Here is a 26,284-nt window from a genome sequence, read left to right as displayed (position 1 = left end):
GTCAGCTTCGTTTAGTGGTTTTCTTTTTTGGAACATTCTTGGCAGACGCCGTAAATCTCCAAACGGTGGTGGCTTACCTTAAACCCCGTGACGTGAGCCGCAAGCTGTTCCACTTCGTCAAGCCCGGGATAATGGAAGTCTACGATTTTTCCGCAGCTTTCACAAATGGCGTGATAATGGTCAGAGGTGACAAAGTCAAATCTGCTGGACGCATCTCCGTACGTCAGTTCCTTTACAAGCCCCGCTTCCCGGAATACACGCAAATTGTTATACACTGTCGCAACACTCATATTAGGGAATTTCCCTTCCAAGGCTTTATATATATCGTCCGCTGTCGGATGTGCCATAGAATCCACGAGATATTCCAGAATGGCATGACGTTGAGGAGTAATCCGGACTCCCGTATCCTTCAACGTGTCTAAGGCTTCTTTTAATTCATGTGCAGCCATCCGTCATGCACCTCTCTTCTAAAAAAGATTCTTACTTTATAATGTTTATAATTAGTGTACATCTTTTTCCGGTCTCCTGTCAAATGTAATCTGAAGAAAACCCCGTGAGTTCAGCATTTGTCCATTAATTAGACGCAATTTGTTCCAATTCGCGAAGCGCCTCGGCAACGTGATCTTTCACTTTTACCTTTCTCCACTCCTTCACAAGACGGCCTTCTTTGTCTAACAAAAAAGTGGATCGCTCGATACCCATATATTCTTTCCCAAAATTCTTCTTCAGCTTCCACACATCAAAAGCTTCCGCCAGTTTGTGCTCATCGTCAACGAGGAGCTGGAAAGGAAGATCGTGTTTTTGCTTAAATTTTTCATGTTTATCACGGCTGTCAGGGCTTACTCCGATGATAACCGCATCAAGTCCCGCGAAACTTTCGTGCTGATCACGGAAATCACATGCTTCCGTTGTGCATCCGGGTGTCATGTCTTTCGGATAAAAATAGAGAACGACGTACTTCCCTTTAAAATCCGTCAATGCTACTTCTTCCCCGCTGTCATTCACTAATTTCATATCCGGTGCTGTTTGTCCGATTTCAATCGTCATTTCTTATACCTCCGGGTTTTTTATTAAGCGTATCCAATTCACGTTAAGATTACAACCGTTATCCTCCCGCTCTTTTTTGGAAGCATGAACCGTTGTGCTCGCAATGAAGCATGCTACAATAGAACATGATGTAAGGAGATATTAGGAGGGTCATTTTTTGTATACAAAATCAGTTGAACTTCATAAGGAAGCGTTAGAGCATATCGTCGGAGGCGTGAACAGCCCGTCCAGATCCTATAAAGCGGTAGGCGGCGGTTCACCCGTTGCGATGGAAAAAGCGAACGGCGCTTATTTCTGGGATGTAGACGGGAATCAGTATATCGATTATTTAGCGGCTTACGGCCCGATTATTACCGGACATGCCCATCCGCATATTACTGAAGCGATTAAAACAGCGGCTGAAAACGGCGTGCTGTACGGGACGCCGACCAAACATGAGGTCACTTTCGCCAAAATGCTGAAGGAGGCCATTCCTTCACTTGATAAAGTACGATTCGTAAACTCAGGCACTGAAGCGGTAATGACAACGATCCGGGTTGCACGCGCTTATACAGGCCGGACAAAAATCATTAAATTCGCCGGCTGCTATCACGGCCACTCTGATCTCGTGCTTGTCGCTGCGGGTTCCGGCCCGTCTACGCTCGGCACCCCCGATTCCGCCGGCGTGCCGAAAAGCATCGCCAATGAGGTGATTACCGTTCCTTTCAATGACATTGAAAGCTACAAAGCCGCGCTGGATAAATGGGGTTCGGAAATTGCAGCGGTTCTCGTCGAGCCGATCGTCGGCAACTTCGGCATCGTTGAACCTGAAGAAGGATTTTTAGAACAGGTAAATGAATTGACCCATAAAGCGGGCGCGCTCGTCATTTATGATGAAGTGATCACGGCGTTCCGTTTTATGTACGGAGGCGCGCAGGATCTTCTTCAAGTGAAGCCTGATTTAACGGCGCTCGGTAAAATTATCGGGGGCGGCTTGCCGATCGGCGCTTACGGAGGCAAAAAAGAGATCATGGAGCAGGTTGCTCCGCTCGGCCCGGCATATCAAGCCGGTACGATGGCCGGAAACCCGGCATCTATCCTATCTGGCATCGCCTGCCTGGAAGTGCTGAAGGAAGAAGGCGTTTATGAGCGGCTTGATGAGCTCGGCGCCAGACTTGAGCAAGGCATTCTCGCCCATGCGGAGACACACGGCATTACCATCACCGTCAACCGTTTAAAAGGCGCGCTCACGGTTTACTTCACTGATGAAAAGATCGTCAATTACGAGCAGGCGGAAAATACGGACGGAGAAGCATTCGCCAAGTTCTTCAAGCTGATGCTTGAGCGCGGCATCAATCTCGCTCCATCGAAGTATGAAGCTTGGTTTATCACAACCGCACATACTGAAGAGGATATCGACGCCACTTTACAAGCCGTTGAAGATGCGTTCAGACATATGAAAAAATAACTGCTGAAACAAGCGGGAGCCCGGGGCTTCCGCTTTTTCTTTTTGTCCGATTTGTGAGATAATGGTTTTTTCAAAAAAAGACCTTGAATAATTGGTATGATCCCTGTATATTACTTTATTGTTTAGCAAATCAGCCGACAGGGAAATGTAAGTGTCAGCCGTTCGTTCGGCACATAATTTATTAGAGAAAGGAATGCACGCACAAACCAATGAAACTTGGTGCCCGCATTTTTAAAACAGGGATTGCGATTACGCTCGCGCTCTACTTAGCATCATGGATCGGACTTCCGTCGCCGATCTTTGCCGGGATTGCAGCTATATTTGCCATACAGCCCTCTATTTACAGGTCTTTTCTTATCATTATTGATCAGGTTCAGGCAAATATCATCGGCGCTGTCATCGCTACGGCATTCGGACTGATTTTCGGACCGAGTCCGATTATGATCGGATTGACCGCAGTGATTGTCATCACGATCATGTTAAAACTGAAAATTGAACACACCATTTCGATTGCGCTCGTGACGGTTATCGCGATTTTAGAAACACCGGGAAACAGCTTCCTGACGTTCGCTCTGATACGAACAAGCACCGTTATTTTAGGCGTGCTGTCTTCTTTTATTGTGAACCTTGTGTTTCTTCCGCCGAAATACGAAACGAAGCTGACTCATCATACGGTTGAATATACCGATGAGATCATGAAATGGATCAGGCTGACGATGCGCCAGTCCACGGAACACTCGATATTGAAAGAGGATATTGAGAAGCTGAAAGAAAAGATGATGAAGCTTGATCATACGTACCTTCTTTATAAAGAGGAGAGAAGCTACTTTAAGAAAACGACGTATGTAAAGTCGCGCAAGCTTGTTTTATTCAGACAGGCGATTATTACGGCGAATCGGGCGCTTGATACGCTGAAAAAGCTGCACCGCTATGAAAACGAGATTTATCATATGCCGGAGGAATTTCAGGAGACGCTGACAGAAGAAATTGATTATCTGCTTCATTGGCACGAAAGGATTCTGATGCGGACGGTCGGCAAGATCAAGCCGCATGATGACGATGCTGAAGAAAGCATAAGATATAAACAGCTTTTGACGAAGTCTTTCTTGAAAAATCAGCAGAACTGCGAGGATGAACTGCTTGATTACAATATGCTCAGCATTATGGCTGCGGTTGCGGAATACCGCGAGCAGCTGGAGCATCTCGATACATTAATTACGAGTTTTCAGACATACCACCCGAAAGACAGCGAATTAGAAACAGACGAAGAGTAACCCGGTGCTTCCGTAAAACCGGGTTTTTTTGCATTCAAAAAAACGTATGCCGCCCATTCGGACGGCATAAGTTTTTGTATCAGTTCAAATTCTGAATCGTAAATAAGTGTCTGTACTGGCCGCCTTGGGCCATTAATTCCTCGTGCGTGCCGGTTTCGACGACGGCGCCGTTTTCCATGACGACAATTTTATCCGCATGCGTAATCGTGGACAGCCTGTGGGCGACGATAAAAGTCGTCCGGTTTTTCGCAAGCTTTTCCATCGCTTCCTGAATGTAGTGTTCACTTTCAAGATCAAGAGCCGATGTCGCTTCATCCAAGATTAACAGCGGCGGATTTTTTAAGAATACACGCGCGATAGAAATCCGCTGTTTCTGCCCGCCTGACAATTTGACGCCCCGTTCGCCGACTTTGGTTTCGTAGCCTTCGGGGAAGTTCATAATAAATTCATGGGCATTTGCCGCTTTCGCTGCCGCAACCACCTCATCCAGAGACGCTCCCGGTTTACCGATGGCGATATTTTCACGAATTGTCTCACTGAACAGAAACGTATCCTGAAGCACCATTCCGACTTGATTGCGGAGGCTTCTCGCTTCATAATCGCGAATATCTGTGCCGTCAATCAGCAGGCTGCCGCCGGATACATCATAAAAACGCGGTATGAGGCTGACAAGCGTCGATTTTCCGCCGCCGCTCATCCCGACGAGCGCGACGGTTTCCCCTTTTGTCACCTTTAAGGAAACGTCCTGCAAAATCGTTTCTTTTCCTTCCTCATAACGGAACGAGACATTTCGGAATTCAACTTCGCCCTTAATGCCGTCAGCTTTTACTGCATTCGGTTTATCAGTCAGTTCATACGGCTCGTCGATAAATTCAAATATGCGGTCCATCGAAGCGATCGACTGGGTCAGCGTCGTCGATGAGTTGATCAATCTTCTGACCGGATTGTACATTCTGTCAATGTAGCCGACGAACGCAACCATCGTCCCTACCGTCAGGGGACCGTTTATGACAAAATAACCCGCAAACGCGATAACAAGCAGCGGCGCCAAATCCGTAATGGTATTCACGACTGCAAACGTTTTTGCGTTCCAATTCGTATGACGGATCGCTCTGTCCAGAAAATGTCCGTTTTTTTCATCAAAATTGGCTTGTTCATAATCTTCAATGGCAAAACTTCTGATAACGGGCATCCCCTGAACTCTTTCGTGCAAATGTCCCTGAACTTGGGCGAGTGCCTGAGAACGCTCACGTGTCAGTTTTCGGAGGCGGCCGTAAAAGTATTTCACTGAAATTCCGTATAACGGAAACAAAATGACAGATATCAATGTCAGCTTGACATCGAGTGTAAACATAATACAGATGACGATCAGCACCGTCATCATATCAAGCCAGATATTCATCAGTCCCGTTATGACAAAGTCTTTTGTCTGTTCGACATCATTTATCACCCGGGAAATGACTTCGCCCGTTCTCGTGTTGGCATAAAACCTCAGGCTCAATTTTTGAATATGATCAAACAATACCCCCCTGATATCGTAGAGCACCCGGCTGCCCGTCCATTGCGCGAAGTATTGCCGATAGTACTCTACCGGGGGACGCAGAATTAAAAACAGCACGAACATGATACCCATTATCGTAAATAGCGATGATGTTTTAGCGCTTGCCGTTCCGCTCCCTTGAATAATGTCATCGACCACGTATTTTAACAGAAGCGGGAGAGCCAGCGGGATGGAGAATTTTATGATGCCGATTAACACTGTGATAAAAATTTGTTTTTTATAAGGTTTTACAAATTGCATATAGCGTCTGATTACGCCCACACTTTATCCCCCTCTCTCTTTAAGGCGTGTGAGCCCATGTGAAAAACCTGTTGACACCCCAACAGGTTTTTTTATTGTATTCTTTATTTTGTATAGCGCAGATACCGTTCATACCACATATCAACAAATTCCGGAGCAAACGGTCCTTTCCGCTGATGAATCCAGTGCAGCAGCGTATTCAGATACTCCTTCAGAATGCTGTCGATCTCTTTAGGGTAATTCATTGATTTGCGGTGGTCATCGTATTCATCCTCGTCAAGAATGTTATACGTCATATCCGGAAACACCTTGACATCCAAATCGTAATCAATATATTTGATGGCCTCTCCGTCATAAGCGAACGGCGAGCTGATGTTGCAATAATAGTGTACCCCGTCATCTCTCAGCATTCCGATGACGTTAAACCACTGACGGGCATGAAAGTAGCAGATCGCCGGCTCTCTCGTCACCCACGTCCGTCCGTCGGATTCCGTCACCATTGTCCGGTCGTTGGCTCCGATGATACACAATTCCGTACTTTTTAAAATCGTCGTTTCATTCCAAATTCGATGAAGCAGCCCGTTATGCTTATAGCTGTGAATTTGAATGGTTTCTCCTTCCTTGGGATATCCCATATTTCTCCCCTACTTTCTGTAAAGCCCTGCAGTCAATGCAGCCGCAATTGCTTTCCGACAAGTCTTTTCACTATTATAACGTTACGAATTAAAAAATGAAAATAAAAGAACCACTCCGCTTCCGGAATGGCACATTCATTTCTGCACATAGGAAGACGGCTTTTCCGTGCTGCGATAAGACTGGATGACTTGCTCTGTCTGCCTTTGGAATAACTCCTGTATGCCGGCCAGGTCTTTTCGCTTTGTCGCAATTTCGTCCTGTACATTGTCCAGCTTTGCATCTCTTTCCAGACTGATGAGTTCCGCTTCCACCTGCCGGCAGCGGTCAAGTTGTGACTGCAGCTCGAGAAGCTGATCCATGATTTTCATCTGTTCACTTACAAGCTTTTCAAACTCTGACATCGGGTTCCTCCTTAGGCTTTTAGGTTGATACTCCTTACCATTTCGATTTTCCGCCGGAAAACCCTTTGACTCATTCTGTAGAGGAATCACAAGTTTTGTCGTTTCGGCAACAGAAAAAAGCACTTCCATCCGAAGATGAAGTGCTTTTTCGTTTCAGTGATTAGCTGTTTTGCTGTTTGTTTTGTTCAGCAGATTGGTTTTGCTTTCTAACCTGCTGCGCATCAGTTTCACTGCCGAATTCAGTGCCGAATTGACCCTGACCGGAAGCTGATTGCTGGTTTTGTCTTTTCACCTGCTGAACGTCTGTTTTGCTGAATTTTGAGTTTGCCATTGTTATCACCTCCACGCACTATAGAATGCGCAGGAGACGATAAGGCTATTCATCTTTTTTAAAACTTATACGAGCAGAGAGCGTCCGCCGTCAATTATGATGGTCTGACCGCGGATCATGTCCGCTTTTGAAGAAACTAAAAACTCCACCGTATCGATCATATCTTTAATTTCGACCATTCTGCCGGCCGGCGTATTTTGGCGGGCATCTTCCAGCAGTTCATCTCTGTTAGGGAAATGCTTCAGCGCGTCCGTATCAATCGCTCCGCCTGACACCGCGTTTACGATGATATTTTTCGGAGACAGCTCAACCGCCAGATAACGGGTTAACGATTCTAAAGCGGCTTTTGAGACACCGACCGTCGTATAGTTTTCAAGATAGCGGATGCTGCCGAGCGAGCTGATGCTGACGATGTGGCCGCCTCCGTTTTTCTCCATCATCTTTGCCGCTTCCTGGGCGCAGAAAAGCAATGCTTTGGCATTGATATTCATCGTCCAGTCCCAGTGTGTTTCTTCGAGTTCCATAACCGGTCTCAGCACGCCTGAAGCCGCATTATTGACGAACACGTCCAGTCTGCCGAATGTTTCGTCAATCTGGCGGAACATGTCTTTGATTTTTGCCGGCTGGCCGACATTGGCTTTAATGACGAGCGTTTTAACGCCGAGTTTTTCAATTTCTTCAGCGGTTTCTAATGCCGCTTTTTTACTGCGGGCGTAATTGATGACGATGTTGTATCCTTTTTCCGCGAGTCTGATGGCGGCTGCTTTCCCGACGCCGCGGCTGCTTCCCGTGATCAGTGCGCATTTATTTTGTTCCATTTTTCCTCAGCTCCTTGCTGTGTATAGTTCTTTTCATTCAACAAACAATAAAAGCAATATGTGTTGAAAGGGGTCTTTTATATGTATGTCGGACGTGATATGGGCGAATTGGCCATGATGCCCAAAAAAGATTGGAGAGATTCAGAGCTCGCCTATTTCCATCATGCCTTCCAGCAAATTATGCCGTATTTAAACGAAGAAGGCCAGTCCAAATACCGGGAACTGATTCAGGAAATCGAAGCCCGCGGCGGACTGAAACGGAATGAAGCGGATTACGGCCACGGCACTCGCGTCAGCTATGACTGACGCTTTTTACAGGCGGCCGCTTTCTTCCGCCATTTTCCATATCTTTTGATGGGAAACGGGAAATGCGTATTCCTCGAGCTCCTCTTTTGTGACCCGTATGAGTTCCGTTGTATCCGACACTTGTTTTACTTTACCGAAAAAGACCGAAATATTCCAGACGAGATGGGTGAAAACATGCTCTACGATGCCTTCCAGCTCCCCGATTTCAGCGGTTGTTCCCATCTCTTTTTCTAAATAGGTTTCAAGCTGCTCTCTCTCGGTTTTGATTCCTTTCTGGGTTTCGGTATTCGGAAACTCCCACAAGTTGGCGAGCAAGCCTTTTGGCGGCCGTTTATGAATATAGACATCGCCTTGAACGTCTGTCAGCACAACGGCTGCCATTGTTTTTATTCCGGGCTTTTTCTTTTTGCTTTTAACGGGCAGCTCCCGCTCTGTCCCTTCCGCAAATGCCGAACAGTGCTTTTGTACGGGGCAAAGCAGGCAGGACGGCGATTTCGGGGTGCAGATGATCGCGCCGAGCTCCATTAAACCCTGATTGAATTCAGATGGTTTTTCATGAGAAATGAAAGCGGATACCGCCTGTTCGAAAATAGTTCTCGTTTTAGGTTTTGCGATATCGTCCCATATGGAAAGAATTCTCGACATGACACGCATCACATTGCCGTCTACGGCGGGAATCGGTTTGTTGTATGCGATGCTGAGCACGGCGCCTTTTGTATAAGGGCCGACGCCTTTCAGTCCGCCAAATTCCTTTTCCTCGGCAGGGACGACTCCCCCGTACCGCTCATGCACTTCTTTTACGGCACTTTGCAGATTTCTTACACGGGAGTAATAACCTAGCCCTTCCCAGGCTTTGAGCACTTTTTCCTCATCGGCTTCCGCGAGCGCCGAAACGGTCGGAAATTGCTCAACAAACCGCCGGAAATAAGGAATGACGGTTTCTACGCGCGTCTGCTGCAGCATCACCTCTGATACCCACACCCGATACGGGTCCTGATTTTCTCTCCACGGCAGAATTCTCTGTTCTCTTTCGAACCATGTAATTAAGTCCTCGCGAAATTTGTCTATATCTTTTTGTTTCATTTTTTCTTCAAGTGCGTTCATATCTTCTCCTCAGATGTTTCGGGTTCCGCTTTTCTTGACACCGTATTTTGGTGTAAACTTAGGGCACGTTACGATAATATGTTACATTAAATAGTGATAAAGAAAAAGCGGAAACATATGAGAACGGCGGATAAACGCCATGATTGGGCAAACAGAAAATGGGGAATATCTTATAATGCGAAATATGCGGGCGACTGATTTTTAACGCCTGCTAGGAGGTCAACAATGGATACTGGCACTCACGTTGTCATGGGTATCGCGCTTGGCGGAATCGCAACTCTTGATCCTGCCGTCGGCATGCACACCCCCATGTCTCAGGCAGTTATGATCGCCGCTCTTGCCGGCTCTCAGGCACCTGATATTGATACCATATTGAAGCTGAAAAATAATGCCGTTTATATTCGAAATCATAGAGGGTTTACGCACTCCATTCCCGCCGTTTTATTTTGGTCCGTTCTGATTCCGGGTATTTTGTTTATGTTTTATCCGGAAGCGAACTTATTGCACCTGTGGCTGTGGACGCTTCTGGCTGTCGTTTTGCATGTGTTTGTTGACATTTTTAACGCGTACGGCACGCAGGCCATCCGCCCGTTTTCGAGAAAATGGATCGCTCTCGGTTTAATCAATACCTTTGATCCGTTTATTTTCGTCAGCCATTTGGCCGCGATTGCCGTGTGGTATATCGGAGGTCATCCGGGCGTGACATTTCTGATGCTTTATATCATCCTCGCAGGATATTACGCCGTCCGGTTTTTGATGCAGCTGCGGATAAAGCGAAGGCTGCGCGAGATGATTGAAGAGGAGATTGAAACCATCATTATTTCGCCGACGATGAAATTCAGGCAGTGGCGTATCGCCGTGACGACGGCGCATGCCTTTTATGTCGGCAGAAGCCTTGACGGCCATGTCGTGATATTGGATACATTCAACCGCGTGCCCGTTCCGGAAACCGATGTGATGAAGGCCGCGAAACAGGACGAAAATATTGCAGCCTTTCTTTCCTTTTCCCCTGTTTACAGGTGGGAGGTCGATACCTTTAAAGATCATTATGAGGTGCGCTTTATTGATTTGCGCTACCGAAGCAAAGGCCACTATCCTTTTGTCGCCATCGTCCATCTCAGACATGATTTAGAGCTTCTCTCTTCTTACACGGGCTGGATTTTCAGCGAGGAAAAACTGCAGAAAAAATTAAAGCTCGGCTCTGTTTAAGAGCCGGGCTTTTTTTGTCTTCTCACATATATAGCGGCAAACACGAGGCTGATTACCGATAGAGCGGCCGCGGGTTTAAAAAACGGCGGGTAATACGTTAATTGAATATCGTTTTTTCCTTTTTGCGCTTTAAATCCGATAAAGGAATAATCCGCTTTTTCAATCTGCTCTTTTCTGCCGTTTATCTTCAGCTCCCAGCCTTTTTCATATGGAATCGGAAGCATGATATACGGCGCGCGGGTTTTGTTATCATACGAGATATGAAGCGTATTTCCGCGCCAGCTGAGATCGGCCGGCGGTTCTTTTTCCGCTTTTCGGTATGCGCTTTTCAGCGTATCGTACCGTTCTTCATAAAGCGCCAGTCTGTCAAGCTGATACGCTCCTTTCGGCAGACGGATTTGGATGTTTTTTGTTTTCGGCACTCTCACAGTAAGATCGTTGACACCTGTTTTGTAAATGGATTGATTCGATTTTCTCGTTGTCGTGTAATCGTTCACTTTTAATGTAAAGCCCTGGTCCTTCGCTTTATTCTTCAAATAAAAGCTGACGTAATAATCGCCGCCGTCCATCTTAGCGGCTTGCGGCGTAATGATCAGGCCGCCGCCGTCTTCGTTTACCGTCAGGATGCCGTTATGATAATCGCCATGTTCGGCCGCTACCTCTGCATGGCGGATCATATTTTTCGCCTCAGGCGCTTTTTTCGTGTTGGTTGTGCTTGATTCCGTGACGATCCCGTCAAGCATTGCCCGTTCCCTGGCAAGGGCGGGCGCTTTTTTCAGGCCGCCCTCGTTATATACGCGATCGGCTGTCCGTACGAACGGAAGCAAATATTGATTTTGATAAACCGCATAATGGGATGATTCCATGATTTTTTTGAACCCGTACGGCACGCCGGCCTCGTTTGTTTTTTCCGTCATATAATATTTTCCGTAAAGCAGGCTGTATAAATTAGCCCTGTTTCCTAATGTCGCATAGCGGCTGACGCTTTCTCTGCCCATGTCAATCCGGAGGTCGTTCCAGTAAAAGGACAGCAGATTGCGGTTCAGTATGCTTGAGTATACGCTGAATCCGTTGAATCCGTATATGATCGGGGTGTTATTGAAAACACCGTTCATCCAATCTAAACGGGCAAACGGATCAGGGTCTTTTTCTTTCAGACGCTGAATGAGCTCTGATTGCTCTTTGCCTTTATAGTCAGCACCCGTCATAAATGTATGCGATACCGTATAAATCTTCCCGCCTTCTGATAAAGCATATTTTTCATATGTATTAGCCGTAAGCACCGCCGTAAGCAAAATGACGGCATAGACGGCGGGCACCGCGCCTTTCAGTCTTGTCTTTGCTGCGAAGAAAGCGGCTATGGTCAGCACCAGAAGAAGAATGACGGGCAGATTGGCGTGATCAGAAATATCCAGACTGTACCGCCTCACCTGGCTCCAATAGAGCAGAACGACGAGTACGGCGGACATCAGCATACTCTTCATGCTGATGCCTGAAAGCCTAGAAAGCCCGGCTGAAACCGTTCCGGCAATCGTGAAGCACAGGACGTATTCAAACCTGTTCTGCGGAGCTGAAAAGCCGTTAAAGGCACTTGCCGCGAACGGGCTGAAGTGAAACAGAATATACAGCAGACTGATTCCCGCAAACAGCCGGAACAAGCGGTTTTTGTATAAAGAAAATGTAAATAGAAAGAGCAAAAAAGCCGCCGGCAGGATGATAATCCGGCTTGAAAATAAAATGTTGTCGGAAAAATCAAGCCATGCAATATGCTCTGAATACGGCGGCCGCAGATTATGAAGGTATCCGTATACGACAGGAATAAAGGAAACTGCGCTTATGCCGAACCCGAGAAGGCCCGACAGAATAAATATCCTGCATTGAGTGAGTCTTTTCGCCTCATTGCCTTCAAGGGGGATCACCCACCTGAATAAGATATAAATGCCGATGAAAATCAAATTAATATATGCAAAATAAAAGTTGTTGATCAATGTCAGCGCACAGGCGAAGATAAACCACGCCGGCTTTTTTTCCCTGATGATTTTTTCCGCGCCGAGCACGAGCAGCGGCAGCCACACCATACTGTCAGTGAAAAAGTCCCAATATACCTCATGCCGGAAGTAGATAATCGAGACCCCGTACAACACGGCGCCGGCAAAAGCAGGCACCGCCCGTTTGACGAAATAACGGAACACACACGCCGCCGTGAATATGATAAAACTCTGCTTGGCGATGCTGATAAAAACGGAGGCCTGCGCCCAGAACAGCGCATCAGCCTCGCCCGTCAGCTGAATAAGCTGCAAAAAGCGGACAGCGGCGGAGATAAACAGGAATAGAAAAGAAGTAGAGAAATAATAGCCGAGCTGACTGTACACGCCCCCGCCCAGTCCGAACGAATAGCTGTAAAACAGCCTGCCGTTCATATATTGATCAAACAGCAGCTTTTTGAAGACCGCCATTTGGGCGATCCCGTCTCCAGACCCCGTCATATAGCGGCCTGCCGACCACTCTTTTAAGAAAAAAATATGAGCGGCTGCCGCAGCCAGCACACAGGCTGCCGGCAAGATCCATTTATTTTTTTTCATACAACGTCCCCAGACCCTGCGCACAGCGGCGGCTGTTTAATGGTTCCACTTGCGCTTTTTTGTATAATTCGTTTCATTTTGTTCTCCGTACGTTATATTCGCTTCTTTAATTAAGTAGTGCGGGCGTTTTTTTGTTTCATAGTAAATCCGGCCGATGTATTCTCCGATGATGCCGAGACTCAAAAGCTGGATGCCCCCTAAAAACAGCACGGCGGAAATAATGGTGAAGTATCCGGGTACGGACACGCCGTGTGTCAGAATATGAACAAAGGTCGTTACAATATAAACCATCGACAGAAGCAATATCAGAATACCGGTGAAAAAGCACACCCTCAGGGGCTTGTTGTTGAAGGAGACGACCCCGTCCATTCCGTAGTTGAACAGATTGCTGAATGACCATTTGGACGTGCCGTTCTTCCTTTCGACATTTTCATAAAATACGATTTTCTGGTCAAACCCGATCCAGCAGAACAGCCCTTTCGAGAAACGGTTCCCTTCACTCAGCTTCAAAAGGGCATCAACGGCCTGCCGGCTCAGCAGGCGGAAATCTCCGACCCCGTCACGCAGGTCCACTTCGACGGCTTTGTTGATAAATTTATAATACAGGGAAGAAAGCACGGAACGCACGGGGCTGTCCCCTTTTCGGTTGCGCTGCGCGATGACTTGGTCATACCCTTCTTCATAGCCTTGAATGAAGTCTTTCAGCAGATGGGTCGGATGCTGCAGATCGGCGTCCATCACGATTACCGCTTCGCCCTGCACGTGTTCAAATCCTGCCAAAATGGCCGCTTCTTTCCCGAAGTTTCGGGAAAAAGATATGTATTTGACGCGATGGTTTCTGGCGGCCAGTTCTTTAATCTGCTGAAGGGTGTCATCCGCGCTTCCGTCATTGATGTAGAAAATTTCATAGTCATAATGAATCGTCTGAAACTCTTTTTTTAAAGATTCATGGATGAGCTTGACATTGTTCCCTTCATTGTAAGACGGAATAATAATTGAGATTAACCTTTGTTTCATGAAGGCACCTTCTTTGTATTATTCTTTTTTTAGGACGTCCTTAAAGGAATTGTCCGCAAAACTTCAGTAAGGCTTTTCCTTTTTTTAATGACGTTTAAACCCTTTTTTTGTTACAGGGAAAGAAAATTTTTTCTGCATATGGTTTATATTTTGTCATGTTTTCGGCAGATATGAGAAAAAAAAGAAAAAGTCTGTACGCGGGACAGACTTTATTGCTGAAGGTATTCATGAATCAAATGGCTGACGATGCGCGGTTTTTCGTGAATGACCCAATGTGAGGCATCGTCTATAAAGATTAAGTCGCCGTTTGGAATCATCCGTTTTGTTTCCTTGGCGAGCTTTTTGCTCAGCGCGCGGTCATTGACGCCCCATATTAATCGGTACGGAACCGGCATGTTTAGCGGAACGGCAGGGCCTAAACCGCCGGCTCTGATCGCCCGGTACCAGTTCAGCATCGCCGTGAGCGCTCCTTTTCTGCCCCAAGCTTCTTTGTAGCTGTCGATAGCTTCCCGTGAAAAAAGCGCCGGGCGTTCGGATAAGCCGATTGCGTGATCCAATACGCGGTAATTGTCTTCAGACAATCTCCGTTCCGGCTTTTCCGGAAGCTGAAAGAACGCGATATAAGAGCTTTTCTTCCACTGCGGCGGGTAGAACGGTGTGACCTTCCGCATAACCGCCGGATGCGGGATATTGACCGTGATCAATTTTTCTACGTATTGCGGCCGCGTGGATGCCAAATGCCAGGCCACGGCTCCTCCCCAATCGTGGCCGATGACGACGGCTTTGTCATCTGTAAAATGCGTGATCAGCCCGATAATGTCGTCTCTGAGCGTATCAATGGTATAGTTTTCAATGCCCTCCGGTTTGTCACTGAGATTATAGCCGCGCTGATCAGGCACGACAACATGATATCCGGCATCCGCCAGCGGTTTGATCTGGCTCTTCCAGCCGTACCAGAATTCCGGAAACCCGTGCAGCAGCACCGCCAAAGGACCGTCTTTCGGACCGGCTGAAGCCGTGTGCAGCGTCACTCCGTTTGTTTCGATCATGTGAAACGTAATGTCATTCATCGATTCTCCTCCCCGTTTGTTTCAATCTTCTTTCTGTTAAGACGATGATCAGTACGCTGATCGCAATCAACAATACGGCCTGAACGATCAGGGCGAACGGCTGAGTCAGCCGGATAAGCAGGCTGCCCGCAAATCCAGCTGCCGCCGAAATAAGGCCGAACAAAATCATGAGGAGCGCACTGAATCGATTGCCTTCTCTCCACTGCGACTCATCCGCCATAGAGCGCTTCGTCCGATATCCGTACAGGCTGTTGATCGACTTCGGCGGAAAAAATGTGACTAAAATGCCGGCTGCAGCCATCAGAAGGCCGCCAATCACCATTATCATATCCCTCACTCTCCTTTTCATCTTTTACGAAAGGAAAGGCGGAAAGTTTCAGAAAAAAAGCAGGCTCATTCGCCTGCCTGAATCTTTATTTTTGAGTTAAGTCGGCCGTTTTCACATAACCTGCTTTCCCGCCGTATGTGACGTACGCCCATTTACGGTCAAATCCTCCGTCATGGCTGAACCCCCAGCCGAGCACATTGACGGTTTCACCCGCTTTAACGGACCCTTTTTTGCCGGTTTCCAAAGTCGGCGTATAAAAAGCGGTTTGTTTCGCCGTCACCGCCTTCACCGGCTGCTTCATCAGAAAATGCGTGGAAATATAGGCTTTGTGACCTTTGTAGTCAATCTCAGCCCAATCTGCTCCTTGAAGCCGTTTAACCTTTACAGAATCCTCTGAACGAAGCGTGCCGATAATCGGCCCTTGTTTATTTGGTTCTTTGCGGACGTTAAGTTCTCCTGCTTTCACGATATATGTATCTGCTGCGGTGTCTATTTTTGTCTGGTGAACTGCTGCGGCATTCGCTGCCGGATCGAAAAAAACGGTGCCTGCGGCTAAAAATAAGCAAAGTCCTGCGGCCGGAATAAATGCGGTTAACCCCTTTTTCATGTTCATTGTGGTTCCTCCCCGCTATTTTATAAGTTATTACACATTTCCACATTCCGCCGGTCGTCAAACATGATTTTCCCATTTCTTTTATCAAAAGAAAAAACCGCCGGACGATATCCGGCGGGCGCACTGCTATGTTAATGCAGGAGACCCCTGCTTTGATCCAAATAATGAGAAATGTCTTCCCGAACGCTCTGGAACATATGGAGCTTGCTGCCGTATGATTCGATCCATTCCTTGACAACGCGTTCCGTCATTTGCTCTCCTTGATACGGGCGGCCGGCTTTTGCGTAAGTCGCTTCGAAATCTCCCCATAAAAGCTCAACCCAAGTTCGCGCTTGCAAATAGCTGAGCATGTCATTTTTCTCAAGCAGCAAATTCGTCAGTTTGTCGATATATGTATTCATGTCTCTGTCTCCTTTCCTTGGGTAAACCTGCTGCTTTTACGCAGCTTGTCACAGGCATATACTAACTTTACGTCTTCAGTCCAGAAGGCGCAACCTTTTGATATTGGCCGAGGGGGAAAACAAATGGTCCGGAACAAGGCAAAAGGATTTCCTAATCAGAACAATAATAAGTTTGAAGGCGAACCGCGTGCAAAGGATGACTACGCTTCTAAACGGGCGGACGGTTCAATTAATTCGCACCCGCAAGAGCGCATGAGAGCTTCAGGCAGACGATAACACACACCGTAAGAGACCGGGAATGATCCGGTCTCTTTTTTGCGGAGAAAAACATTCTTTTGAGGTCATAACGCTAAATAAATTCCATAATATGTTAAATGTTCAACCGAAAGCCGGTAGACAAAAAAGGAGGGGTTTTATAAAATGAAGACAGTTTCAAAACGATTGCTGAGCCTTACCGCATTCTTACTGTCAGTTTCATTATTTGCTGTTTCAGCAGAAGCAGAGGGCAGTCCGCAGACATCTGTATCAAACAGCGGTGAGGAGTTTGACGCACATCTGAATCAGCCTGTACAAACAACACAGACATCCCCCGCTTATGAAGGAACGGGCCTCACCAAAAGACAGCTTGCACAAAACAGCAAAGCTGACATCAAGTCATTAAAGCCTTCCAGTATTATTGGGACAGACGAACGAATCAGAATTTCTCCTACAACATCATTTCCATATCGCGCGACAGCACAGCTGACCGTTACATACAGCGGCAGCACAAGCACTTACGGATGCACCGGTTTTTTTGTCAATGCCGACACGATCGTTACGGCGGGACATTGCGTGTATGATCAGAAAAACGGCTGGGCATCGAAAATTACGGCAGCTCCCGGCCGCAACGGGTCATCGTACCCGTACGGCTCTTATTCAGGCAAGACATTCTACAGCGTCAAAGGGTGGACAGAAAACGGTGACACAAACTACGACTACGGCGCAATCAAAGTAAACGGGTCGCCCGGGAATACTGTCGGCTGGTACGGCTACCGGACGACCAACAGTTCCAGTCCGGCCGGGCTTTCCTCAACCGTGACAGGGTATCCGTGCGACAAAGTGTCCGGTTCCATGTGGTCGGACAGCAAGCCGATACGTTCTGCCGAGACATATAAACTCACCTACACGACAGATACGTTCGGCTGCCAGAGCGGATCGCCCGTTTACCGCAATTACAGCGACACCGGCCAGACCGCCATTGCCATTCATACAAACGGCGGGTCGTCTTACAATCTGGGAACAAGGGTGACAAACAGTGTATTCGACAACATTCAATATTGGTCAAATCTATAAAGCTTTTGTTTTCTTGCTCGCCGCGGCCGTTTTATGCGGATGCGGCAAAGCGGATGATTCCGCCGCCAAAAAAGCACTGCCCGTTACGCTCCATGTTGAGGATGCAGACGGTTCACCGGCGGCCGGTGTGACGGTCACCGTGATGAAAGCGGCGGAGTCAGATCATCAGCCGAATATAGACCGCGGAGAGATAATAGGCAAGACTGATCACCACGGCGATATTGCATGGAAAAGCGGCGCGAAAGGAACCTATGCCGTCGTTTTTGAAAAAGACGGGGTACCGGAAACCCGGAATATTTCCTTAGCTGAGAGTGATAAACATACGGTGATCAGCATTACATTGAAACACTGAAAAAAGCTTGCAGGCGGAATATCCCCTGCAAGCTTTTTGTTATCCTTTATGCACTTGGTATTCATAGACATCTTTCTTCTCAGACAGATGAGCGAACGTGGAAAGCACAAGGCCGAGAGCCGTCATCAGCGCACCGCCGGCAAACAGCCATGAGTAAGATCCCGTTCCGCCGAGAATCAACCCGCCGATCCAGGCGCCGAGCGCGTTTGCCAGGTTAAAGGCGGAAACGCTCACCGCAGCGGCGATTGTCGTGCCGTTTTCAGAGGAAGAAATAACCTTGGTCTGCAAAAGCGGCGGCGTGCCGAACGCACATGCGCCGAATAAAAATGTCGCTGAAACGGCGGCGGCTGGAAAAACGGCGATATAAGGGAAAATCGCCAAGACGCCGATCAAGCCGATCATCACACCGATCATCGTGCGCGTCAGCAGTTTGAGCGGCACTTTGCCCGCGAAGAAATTCCCCGCCACTCCGCCGAGACCGTAGGCGAATAACGCACCTGTGATGCCGACTGTGCCGAACCCCGCTGAATCTCTTAAAATCGGCTCAATAAACGTGTAAGCGATAAATACGCCTGAGTAGCCGAGAATGGTGATCGCAAAGGAAAAAATCACTTGTTTATGCTTAAAGACACTCCATTCATTCATCAGCATCGGAATCACTTTCGGTTTCCGGTTCGGCACGACCAGCATCAGTCCGATCAGCCCGATCATGCCTAAAACGGAAATAATGAAAAAGACGGCCCGCCAGTTAAGGGCATCCCCTAAATAAGAGCCGAACGGGACGCCGAGCATCAGCGCCACGGTTAATCCGCCGTTCATGGAAGCCGCGGCGGCGGAACGTTTTTCAGGCGGCACCATTTCACTCGCAAACACCATGGCGATCGCAAAAAAAGCTCCGTGGATGGATGCGGATAAAATTCTGGAAATCGCCAGCACGGCGAAGTTCGGCGCAAAGACGCTCATCAGGTTGGCAAGGACGAAGATGCCCATCAACCCTAGCAGCACCGGCTTTCTCGGCAGCTTAACCGCGATAATGGTTACGATCGGGCCCGTCAGGCAGACGCTTGCCGCGTACGCCGTAACAAGCATGCCCGCTGAAGATACATGTATATGAAAGTCATCGGCAATCGACGTCAGAATACCCATGACAGCATATTCCGTATACCCGATGGAAAATGTGCAAATCATTAAAACAAAAATCATTAATTTCACAGATGGCTGTTTCATTTTGATATTCAACGCAAATCGCCTCCTTTTTATTTAAAAAACAACGAATTCCATCTTAAAAGATATCAAAAATGAATTCAATCATTTTTTACTGAAAGGTTGAAACGAATGTGCCCGAAAAGAAAAAGAGGCCGGAACCGGCCTCTTTTGTTATTTTTTTTCTTTTAAAACGGAAATCGGCAGTGCTTCTTCCCCGTCAGACGGGGAAGATCTGTGTCCCCAGGCGAATACGCCGTTGATGTAATCAATGCGGAAAGTGTCATCAGAACCTTCTATCTGATACACCCCGCCGGGCCGAAAGTCTTCCGGGTTCAGCATGTAAGCTTTGGCCATCGTAATTTTCCGTTCAAGCACGGCCAGTTCATTTACAATGCCCATCTGTTCCGCCTTTCGCGCTTTTTCCGTCAGTCCCGCAATTTCGGTCTGTAGTTCATGAGGCGTCATTTGACTGTATCGTTTGTCCATTTCAGTTTACTCCTCTTCCTGCAAGAATTGATCAATATCGTCAATCGAGAATCCTTTTCTGAATAAGTACTGTTTGACCTTCATTCCGCTTTCATAACTGCCGTCATAACGGTATTTCCTGATCGCTTTTTCCGCATGAGCCTTCAGAGCTTCCCTCTCGGCTTCATCATCATTTTCATACTCCGTCTGTTCCAGAGCGGCATTGATGACGTCGAAAGGGAAACCTTTTCGCTGAAGCTGCATCTGCGCCCGCTGTCTGATCTCTTTTGTGGACAGCTTTTTGTCTTTTTTGAGGATTTTGCCGATATGTTTCAGCGCTTCTTGTATTTGATCATCAAATGTAAACGCACTGAGCGTCTCCTTGATGGTATCGTCGTCTATTCCTTTCGCTTTCAGCTCGCGGAACAGGACGTCAGGGCCTTTGCCGTTTGTTTTTTTGTGGGTGCTCGCATAAGCTTCGGCAAATTCTTTGTCATTTAAGTAGCGGTAATCGTACAGTTTATGGATGACTTCAGAAATGACCATGTCCGGTGTTTCTTTTTTCTTCAGATGATCCCGGACTTCTTTTTCAGAGCGCATCCGGTATGATAAAAATTCTACGGCGCGGTTAAAGGCTTTTTTCACGTCATCGCCGTGCTGGATTTCAAGAATGTCAAGCTCGTCCAGTTCTTTCCCTTTCTTCAGGTCAAAACGCACAAGCACGTCGGCGTCGACGCTGAATGCATATTTCTCATCAAGAAAGATGTTGAAGCGCTCGGTATTTTTCTTTTGGGTCGATATTTTTGTAATAAACGGCATCCCGGTCTCCTTTCCCGCCCCGATGTTCAGGCGTTTTTCTTTTTGGCAAATGAGGTACAGTATATGTATCAACGTGTAAGGAGAGATGGATATGAATATCGCGATGACAGGCGGCACCGGTTTTCTGGGCCGGCATCTGACAGATGTGTTTACCCGCCGGGGACATCATGTCTATATTTTATCAAGAAAACAGAGAGAAACCGAACAAAAAAATGTGACATATGTTCAATGGCTGGCCGAAAACGCGGCGCCTGAGCGCGAGCTTCCCCCTATTGATGTATGGGTGAACCTCGCCGGCAAATCCATCTTTGACCGCTGGACGGACACAACGAAGGAACAAATCATCTCAAGCAGAATAGAAGCGACGAGAGAAGTCAGACGGATTATGAAGCAGCAGCCGAAAAAACCCCGGGCTTTGATTCAGGCCAGCGCCGTCGGCATTTACGGCACAAGCACAGAGAAAACATTCACCGAACAGTCCGATACGTCAAATGAAGACTTTCTCAGTCATACGGCTCATATGTGGGAACGTGAAGGCCAGAAAATTGAAGCGCTCGGCATCCGGACGGTATATGCCAGATTCGGGGTGATGCTCGGTGAAAAAGGCGCCCTGCCGCTCATGGTTCTCCCTTATAAGCTGTTAGCCGGCGGCACAATCGGCTCTGGACGGCAGTGGCTGTCATGGGTTCATGTGGATGACGCCGCGGAACTCATCGCTTATGCGGCGGAGCATGATGACTTGTCCGGTCCCATGAATGTGACATCGCCGAACCCCGTGGAAATGAAGCAATTCGGAAAAACGATCGCAGGCGTCCTGCACCGCCCCCATTGGATTCCCGTACCGGAACTTTTTCTGGAGAAGGCCTTGGGAGAAATGAGCCTGCTGATCGTAAAAGGCCAGCGCGCCCTGCCTAAGCAGGCGCTGACATCCGGTTTTCAATTTACGTATGAAGAACTTGATTTGGCTTTAAAGGATCTCTTATCTGCATAAAAACGGAAATAAAAGCCAATCCTATTGGTATTCTGTTTTGAAGGAGGGTCTTCTTTTATGGAAAAGAAGCGCGAAAAACATCAGCAGGGAGCCAATCTGAAAAAAATGCAGGAAGTCCTTTATTCCGGTGAATTCAAAAAAGCGGAAAGAGCAGCCAAACGGAAGTAAACTGAATAAAGATCGGGACCGGGCAGATACTATGTTTGTTTGATATCACTTTTTTCAGGGGGCGATTGATATGGGCAGAAATCATACTCACAAAAACCGTGATAAAAACAAACAAAAACTTTCTCAAGTTCCGGATGCTTTGAAACGCGAAACAGACGGCACATATGAGGAATATTCAAGCGAGCTTGCTGATTCCGCTGACCGTGAAGCGCAGGCGCGGATGAAAGCCGCTGACAACAGAGCTAAAAGCAAAACCCGCTAATACGAAATCCCCGCCTCTGTATAGAGACGGGGATTTTTTTTACAGTTCGGTAAACAGGCTTTTTGCCGGCGTCCGTTCTTTCGCCTTAGGCTGTTCATCCGGATAGCCCGTTTGAATGATGGCGGCAAAGCGCTCATTGTCAGCAAGGCCGAAGTCTTGGTGCACCTGTTTGTCATACATAATGCGGCCGCTTTTCCAGACCATGCCGATGCCGTTTTCATGTGCGAGAAGCTGAAGGTTTTGAATCATGCCGCTCAGCGCCGCGAAATCATCGTTTCTCGTAAATTCATTTTCATCTTCTTTTAAGACGACCAGCAAAAATCCCGGAACGGCGCTGAGGTTTTTTCTCATGTTCCGCTCTTTTTCCTCGTTGAAATCATCTTTTATCTTTTTGAAAAATGAGACGTAGCTGTCCGCAAGCTTTGCTTTTCCCGCTTCGCTTGCTGCGTAGATAAAACGCCATGGCTCCGTCAGTCTGTGGTTCGGTGCGTAAACGGCCGTTTCAAGCATATCTAATATGACTTCAGAAGGTACGGTTTTCGGTTTAAACGACCGGATGGATCTTCTGTTTCTGATTGTATGTGCAAGACTTTCGTTTTGCTGTAATTGTTCGGTTTTCGGCATGCCGATTCACCTTCCTATCCAAATGAAAATGATTATCATTTATAATATAACGGATACGACCGGCTTTTGTAAACCGTTACGAAAGCTGAAAATTGATTGTTTCGGCATACACGGCCGTTCCCGTCATCTTGATGTTCATCTCTCCGTTTTCCTCCGCGATCCTAATTTCCACTTTTCCGTCTTTCCCGATTTCCTGGCCTTGTTCAATCGTGAGGCATTCGGCTTCGGAGCCTCCGTATTGCCGCATATAGGCTGCCATGACGCCTGAAGCGGTTCCCGTGACGGGATCTTCGGTCGTTCCGGAGAAAGGGGAAGAAAAATGGCGTCCGTGCAGATCACTTTCCGGATGAACGGTTTCCAGAGAAAACGGATGAACGCTCGCTTTCGGAAGATCGCGCAAAATAGCGGGGAATTGTGCGTTGTCCGGCACCATATTCCGTGATGCTTTAAGTGATCTCAGCGGAACAATCAGTGTCCAGATCCCCGTTGATCCGTAAACAATCGGCAGCTCGCTGTGAAAATCCTCAGCCGTAATCCCGAGCGAGGCCGCAAGCTTTTCTTTGTCGCCCGTAAACGGCAGAAATTGCGGGGGAGCCTGTTCGAGCGTGATGTATACCCGGCCGTTTCGTTCAGCGGCTTTTACGGGAAGAATGCCGGCTTTTGTTTCAATTTGATATGCCTGATCAGCCTGAAGCCTTCCCTTTTCAATTAATGCGTAAAGAGAGGCGACGGTAGCATGTCCGCATAAATTCATTTCATGGCCGGGTGTAAAATAGCGGATGCGCAGATCGGCTTCTCCGCTTTTACAGAGAAATGAGGTTTCATTGTACCCTGCCATTTCGGCGATCATCTGCATCTCTTCATCTGAATAATCATCTCCGTTAAAGACGATTCCCGCGGGATTTCCCAAATCCGGAATATCGGAAAACGCTTCATATTTAAACACGGTTGCCTGTTTCATTCATCAGCCTTCCTTTCACCTTATGATCATGTTATTCAGTATAACAGAGTGAAATTAGAATTTTTAGTCAATTATTCAAAAAAAAAGACGCCTTTTAACGGCGTCTTTTTTTGGTTTTTCCGATCAGGCGGGTGACGAGGATCATCGTGACGGACAGCGATCTGTTTTTGCGGTACGCCAAGTATTTCCCGCGCCACTCCGGTTTGTATTTTTCTTTAAAGGCCCGCAGCCCGCTGAAGCTGTACATATACCGGACGTTGTTGAAGATGACGGCCGCGATTCTTTCCGACCAGAAAGATGTAAAAGCCGTTCCTACGTTTGACAAAGGCGCCATGCCCATATTGAAGGTGGTATAGCCTTTTTCCTGCGCCCAGAGAAACAGACGGATGAAAAGCGCGTCCATAATACCGTTCGGCGCGCTTTTCCGATAACGCATCAAGTCGACTGATATCTCGCCTTCCTGATACATCGGCATCAGGTTGGCAAAAGCGATGATCTCCCCTTCCGCGTCTTTCACGTAAGCAATCGGCGCCTGTTCCAGATAATCCCGGTCGAAGAAACCGAGGGAAAAACCTTTCTCTTTTTTCGGACCGAGCCATTCGTCCGAAATGTCTTTCAGCTTGCCGATAAACTCGGAGGAAAACGGCGGTTCCCCGACATGAAATGTGTAGCCTTCGCGGTCAAATTTGTTGTTAATCGCCCGCAGCCCCGCTTTTTTCTTACCTGAGAGCGTAAATGCCTCCATATCCACGAACGCTTCTTCTCCAAGCTTGAAGAAGTTATAGCCGAAGTCATGGTACAGCGCCAGATCTTCACGTTCGATCTGATAAAACATGACACTCAGCCCCTGCTTATGCGCTTCATTCAGAAATTCCTCAATCACAAGCGGAAAAGAGTCTCTCTGTCCTGACGGATCACCGAGCACGACAAGCCTTCTGGAAATCTGGCTGAACAATAAAAGCGCTTTGCCGTCGCTTGAGAAATAAAACCGCTTATCCCCGAGAAAGCCGAGATGGCTGAGGGCATTTCCTCCTTCTTCCGCCAAAAAGGACTTCAGCCGTTCAGGATCGGCCTCTTCTCCGATCGGCTTCGATCTTTTATGATAAAAGAACGTAAACACAAGGAAAAACAGCGGCACAACAATAATGGCCGTCATCGTGGCATATGTAATGTGCGAATTGTTATGGACGAAATAGTCGTGGCGCAGCAGCCGATTCATTTTATCCCAAATAAAGCCGGCAATGAGATTGTAGTTAAACAAGGCGATAATAAACAGAGCGGCCGCAAAAATCATCTGGCCGAGCGTATACGATGCCTGCTCTCTGATAAACTGCCGCTTTAACAGCACAAGCAATACGATGACGACAGGCAGAATAAAGATCGCGCTGATGTTCATTCCTTTTAAGAAACTGAACACAAAGCCGCCGACCAGCGCGGCAACCGCCATTGAATAAGAACGTTTCGTCCGTTTGTATAATTCAATCGGCAAAATTAATAGAATCAAAGCCGCGCTTAGCGATAACCCGTTAAACGCAAGGAGCGCCGGGCGCGGAATGTGCGGAATGACCGTCTCCCTGTCGATCGGCAGGGAGACGGACGCAAGCACGACGACTCCCGACACGAAAACCAAAAGCGACAGCGAACCGTAAAGCACCCTGATCAAGATAGCGCGCTGGAATACGAGAAGCACGTTCGTCGTTTCCACGGCAGGCGCCATCTTCGGATTTGATTCCAGCCGTTTAAGCGTATTTTCCGTTAAGTCGCCGGCCGCAAAGAACAGCCCGAACACAAACGGAATAAATGAATACACAATCCGGTAGATGACGATGGATGTCACGACCGCCTCCTGCGGAAAGCCCATATTCTGCATGCCGAGCAGAAACAGAAGGTCAAACGAACCGAATCCTCCCGGCACAAGGCTGATGATTCCCCCGATAGCGGCAATGGCAAATACCCCGAATACATGGCGGACATCCGCGTGAATTCCCATGACATACAGAGAATAATACATGACGACAGCCGCCGCGAACCATTCGGCAAACGATGCCCCGATGTAAGAAAAAACCGGATGCCTCGGTTTTGCTTCACCGTCTTCTGCGCCAGCTTTTTTATTGTTGATCCCAGCGGCGATTAAGGCTGCCGGCACAATAAGCGCCACTCCCGCGATAACAGCCCACAGCCACGGTTTCTCACCTGTAATCTCTCCAACCGGCAGAACCCGGGCGATGGTCAGGATACTGAAGACGGACAGCCCGAGCAGCGCTGAGGACGTAAGCCAGGCGATGCCTGCGACGAGGCGTTTTACGTCATTCGTATGTTCTTTGTAAAGCATCGTCCGCAGCCCGACGCCCGCCAGACCGCCGAATCCAAGGACATTGTTAAAGGAATTGGCGATAAAGGAGACCCTGAATACTTTCCAATTCGGAATGTTGAGGCGAAGCGTCCGTTTCAGCACAAAGTCATAAAAGGACATCGCGCTGACGGCAAGGAGGCCGAGCAGAACGAGAATAAATAAATCGTAACGCTCAATCCCGTTAATAATGTACAGCGTTCGTTTAAAAGAAAGGTCTGTCAATTCCTTTTTGGACTGATAAATGACTAAAAGCAAAACTGCAATAGGAAATAATACTTTTAATATCGATAAGGCATTCTTTTTAGTCAGCAATGTTCTCTCCAATCATCATAAAATAGCTTATTTATTATAATTCCCCCAATAATC

29 protein-coding genes and 1 pseudogene are annotated in these 26,284 nt (G+C 47.6%); 10 read left to right on the top strand and 20 right to left on the bottom strand.

The features are described 5' to 3' along the window. Positions 1-11: 11 nt before the first annotated feature. Positions 12-449, bottom strand: coding sequence for a peroxide-responsive transcriptional repressor PerR (gene perR, locus NYE50_RS04545; RefSeq protein ID WP_003155465.1), 438 nt, complete (start codon positions 447-449; stop codon positions 12-14). Between the two features lie 124 nt (positions 450-573). Further along, positions 574-1,047 (bottom strand): thioredoxin-dependent thiol peroxidase, encoded by a 474-nt coding sequence (gene bcp / locus NYE50_RS04540; RefSeq protein ID WP_003155466.1) that lies wholly within the window; start codon positions 1,045-1,047, stop codon positions 574-576. Positions 1,048-1,204: 157 nt separating this feature from the next. On the opposite strand from bcp, the gene NYE50_RS04535 reads away from it, so the two are divergent. Both NYE50_RS04535 and NYE50_RS04530 read left to right on the top strand, forming a co-directional pair. Beyond that, complete coding sequence (locus tag NYE50_RS04535) at positions 1,205-2,494, top strand: glutamate-1-semialdehyde 2,1-aminomutase (RefSeq protein ID WP_007408567.1); 1,290 nt, start codon at positions 1,205-1,207, stop codon at positions 2,492-2,494. Positions 2,495-2,703: 209 nt separating this feature from the next. Further along, complete coding sequence (locus tag NYE50_RS04530) at positions 2,704-3,768, top strand: aromatic acid exporter family protein (RefSeq protein WP_007610190.1); 1,065 nt, start codon at positions 2,704-2,706, stop codon at positions 3,766-3,768. Positions 3,769-3,847: 79 nt separating this feature from the next. On the opposite strand, the gene NYE50_RS04525 is transcribed toward NYE50_RS04530, so the two are convergent. The 5 genes and pseudogenes from NYE50_RS04525 to fabL all read right to left on the bottom strand — a co-directional run bounded on the left by NYE50_RS04525 (position 3,848) and on the right by fabL (position 7,755). Next, entirely contained in the window at positions 3,848-5,590 is a 1,743-nt protein-coding gene (locus tag NYE50_RS04525) for an ABC transporter ATP-binding protein (RefSeq protein ID WP_014417243.1), read from the bottom strand. Positions 5,591-5,673: 83 nt separating this feature from the next. Beyond that, positions 5,674-6,204, bottom strand: coding sequence for a nucleoside tri-diphosphate phosphatase (gene ntdP / locus NYE50_RS04520; RefSeq protein ID WP_003155475.1), 531 nt, complete (start codon positions 6,202-6,204; stop codon positions 5,674-5,676). A 135-nt stretch (positions 6,205-6,339) separates the two neighbouring features. Next, positions 6,340-6,606, bottom strand: a complete 267-nt coding sequence (locus tag NYE50_RS04515; protein WP_224988600.1) for a YgaB family protein — start codon at positions 6,604-6,606, stop codon at positions 6,340-6,342. A gap of 160 nt (positions 6,607-6,766) precedes the next feature. Next, positions 6,767-6,919 (bottom strand): annotated as a pseudogene (locus NYE50_RS04510) (gamma-type small acid-soluble spore protein); the annotation flags it as partial. 83 nt (positions 6,920-7,002) lie between these two features. Next, entirely contained in the window at positions 7,003-7,755 is a 753-nt protein-coding gene (gene fabL / locus NYE50_RS04505; protein WP_003155478.1) for an enoyl-[acyl-carrier-protein] reductase FabL, read from the bottom strand. A gap of 81 nt (positions 7,756-7,836) precedes the next feature. On the opposite strand from fabL, the gene NYE50_RS04500 reads away from it, so the two are divergent. After that, positions 7,837-8,061, top strand: coding sequence for a hypothetical protein (locus tag NYE50_RS04500; RefSeq protein WP_007408563.1), 225 nt, complete (start codon positions 7,837-7,839; stop codon positions 8,059-8,061). Positions 8,062-8,067: 6 nt separating this feature from the next. On the opposite strand, the gene mutY is transcribed toward NYE50_RS04500, so the two are convergent. Next, positions 8,068-9,165 (bottom strand): A/G-specific adenine glycosylase, encoded by a 1,098-nt coding sequence (gene mutY / locus NYE50_RS04495; protein WP_224988602.1) that lies wholly within the window; start codon positions 9,163-9,165, stop codon positions 8,068-8,070. Positions 9,166-9,390: 225 nt separating this feature from the next. Here mutY and NYE50_RS04490 point away from each other — a divergent pair, with 225 nt between their 5' ends. Continuing rightward, a complete protein-coding gene (locus NYE50_RS04490; RefSeq protein ID WP_094296498.1) occupies positions 9,391-10,374 on the top strand; it encodes a metal-dependent hydrolase in 984 nt (327 codons plus the stop codon). Here NYE50_RS04490 and NYE50_RS04485 read toward each other — a convergent pair. From NYE50_RS04485 to NYE50_RS04460, 6 genes are all read right to left on the bottom strand, one after another. Continuing rightward, a complete protein-coding gene (locus NYE50_RS04485) occupies positions 10,371-12,956 on the bottom strand; it encodes a YfhO family protein (RefSeq protein ID WP_224988604.1) in 2,586 nt (861 codons plus the stop codon). The two genes, NYE50_RS04490 and NYE50_RS04485, sit on opposite strands and share 4 nt — an antisense overlap. 36 nt (positions 12,957-12,992) lie before the next feature. Beyond that, on the bottom strand, positions 12,993-13,973 hold the full coding sequence (locus NYE50_RS04480) for a glycosyltransferase family 2 protein (protein WP_003155484.1): 981 nt from the start codon (positions 13,971-13,973) through the stop codon (positions 12,993-12,995). A gap of 209 nt (positions 13,974-14,182) precedes the next feature. Beyond that, on the bottom strand, positions 14,183-15,043 hold the full coding sequence (locus tag NYE50_RS04475) for an alpha/beta fold hydrolase (RefSeq protein WP_014417240.1): 861 nt from the start codon (positions 15,041-15,043) through the stop codon (positions 14,183-14,185). Next, the gene (locus NYE50_RS04470; protein WP_017419152.1) at positions 15,036-15,371 is read right to left on the bottom strand and encodes an SdpI family protein; all 336 of its coding nucleotides are present in this window, start codon (positions 15,369-15,371) and stop codon (positions 15,036-15,038) included. Before NYE50_RS04470 ends, NYE50_RS04475 begins: the two co-directional genes overlap by 8 nt. Before the next feature lie 85 nt (positions 15,372-15,456). Further along, the gene (locus NYE50_RS04465; protein WP_064107418.1) at positions 15,457-15,984 is read right to left on the bottom strand and encodes an SH3 domain-containing protein; all 528 of its coding nucleotides are present in this window, start codon (positions 15,982-15,984) and stop codon (positions 15,457-15,459) included. 131 nt (positions 15,985-16,115) lie between these two features. After that, positions 16,116-16,385: a YfhJ family protein gene (locus NYE50_RS04460; RefSeq protein WP_094031606.1), complete on the bottom strand. Its 270-nt coding sequence runs from the start codon at positions 16,383-16,385 to the stop codon at positions 16,116-16,118. Between the two features lie 123 nt (positions 16,386-16,508). On the opposite strand from NYE50_RS04460, the gene NYE50_RS04455 reads away from it, so the two are divergent. The 3 genes from NYE50_RS04455 (at position 16,509) to NYE50_RS04445 (ending at position 18,069) form a co-directional block, all read left to right on the top strand. Next, positions 16,509-16,661: a small, acid-soluble spore protein K gene (locus tag NYE50_RS04455; RefSeq protein ID WP_003155495.1), complete on the top strand. Its 153-nt coding sequence runs from the start codon at positions 16,509-16,511 to the stop codon at positions 16,659-16,661. Positions 16,662-16,805: 144 nt separating this feature from the next. Next, entirely contained in the window at positions 16,806-17,717 is a 912-nt protein-coding gene (locus NYE50_RS04450; protein ID WP_172870077.1) for a trypsin-like serine peptidase, read from the top strand. Then, positions 17,680-18,069, top strand: a complete 390-nt coding sequence (locus NYE50_RS04445; protein ID WP_224988607.1) for a DUF2606 family protein — start codon at positions 17,680-17,682, stop codon at positions 18,067-18,069. Before NYE50_RS04450 ends, NYE50_RS04445 begins: the two co-directional genes overlap by 38 nt. A 39-nt stretch (positions 18,070-18,108) precedes the next feature. On the opposite strand, the gene NYE50_RS04440 is transcribed toward NYE50_RS04445, so the two are convergent. From NYE50_RS04440 to recX, 3 genes are all read right to left on the bottom strand, one after another. Beyond that, a complete protein-coding gene (locus NYE50_RS04440; RefSeq protein WP_025284446.1) occupies positions 18,109-19,302 on the bottom strand; it encodes an MFS transporter in 1,194 nt (397 codons plus the stop codon). Between the two features lie 144 nt (positions 19,303-19,446). Beyond that, positions 19,447-19,761: a YfhH family protein gene (locus NYE50_RS04435; RefSeq protein WP_007408553.1), complete on the bottom strand. Its 315-nt coding sequence runs from the start codon at positions 19,759-19,761 to the stop codon at positions 19,447-19,449. A gap of 6 nt (positions 19,762-19,767) precedes the next feature. Continuing rightward, positions 19,768-20,559 (bottom strand): recombination regulator RecX, encoded by a 792-nt coding sequence (gene recX, locus NYE50_RS04430; RefSeq protein ID WP_224988609.1) that lies wholly within the window; start codon positions 20,557-20,559, stop codon positions 19,768-19,770. A gap of 91 nt (positions 20,560-20,650) precedes the next feature. Here recX and NYE50_RS04425 point away from each other — a divergent pair, with 91 nt between their 5' ends. The 3 genes from NYE50_RS04425 to NYE50_RS04415 all read left to right on the top strand — a co-directional run bounded on the left by NYE50_RS04425 (position 20,651) and on the right by NYE50_RS04415 (position 21,980). Continuing rightward, complete coding sequence (locus NYE50_RS04425) at positions 20,651-21,550, top strand: TIGR01777 family oxidoreductase (RefSeq protein ID WP_224988611.1); 900 nt, start codon at positions 20,651-20,653, stop codon at positions 21,548-21,550. Positions 21,551-21,607: 57 nt separating this feature from the next. Next, positions 21,608-21,718, top strand: a complete 111-nt coding sequence (locus tag NYE50_RS04420) for a YfhE family protein (protein ID WP_003155504.1) — start codon at positions 21,608-21,610, stop codon at positions 21,716-21,718. 70 nt (positions 21,719-21,788) lie between these two features. Then, on the top strand, positions 21,789-21,980 hold the full coding sequence (locus NYE50_RS04415) for a YfhD family protein (RefSeq protein WP_224988612.1): 192 nt from the start codon (positions 21,789-21,791) through the stop codon (positions 21,978-21,980). A 39-nt stretch (positions 21,981-22,019) separates the two neighbouring features. Here NYE50_RS04415 and NYE50_RS04410 read toward each other — a convergent pair whose 3' ends face one another. From NYE50_RS04410 to mprF, 3 genes are all read right to left on the bottom strand, one after another. Next, positions 22,020-22,604, bottom strand: coding sequence for a nitroreductase family protein (locus tag NYE50_RS04410; RefSeq protein ID WP_224988614.1), 585 nt, complete (start codon positions 22,602-22,604; stop codon positions 22,020-22,022). A gap of 76 nt (positions 22,605-22,680) precedes the next feature. Continuing rightward, complete coding sequence (locus tag NYE50_RS04405) at positions 22,681-23,565, bottom strand: PhzF family phenazine biosynthesis isomerase (RefSeq protein ID WP_224988616.1); 885 nt, start codon at positions 23,563-23,565, stop codon at positions 22,681-22,683. Positions 23,566-23,659: 94 nt separating this feature from the next. Further along, positions 23,660-26,230 (bottom strand): bifunctional lysylphosphatidylglycerol flippase/synthetase MprF, encoded by a 2,571-nt coding sequence (mprF, locus tag NYE50_RS04400; RefSeq protein WP_224988617.1) that lies wholly within the window; start codon positions 26,228-26,230, stop codon positions 23,660-23,662. Between the last annotated feature and the right edge of the window lie 54 nt (positions 26,231-26,284).

Origin of the sequence: Bacillus sp. EU55 (genome assembly GCF_038005925.1) — a bacterium.
GTDB classification, from domain to species: domain Bacteria; phylum Bacillota; class Bacilli; order Bacillales; family Bacillaceae; genus Bacillus; species Bacillus velezensis.
Note: the sequence above shows the minus strand (reverse complement) of the source record. Positions and strands in the feature narration are given on the sequence as shown.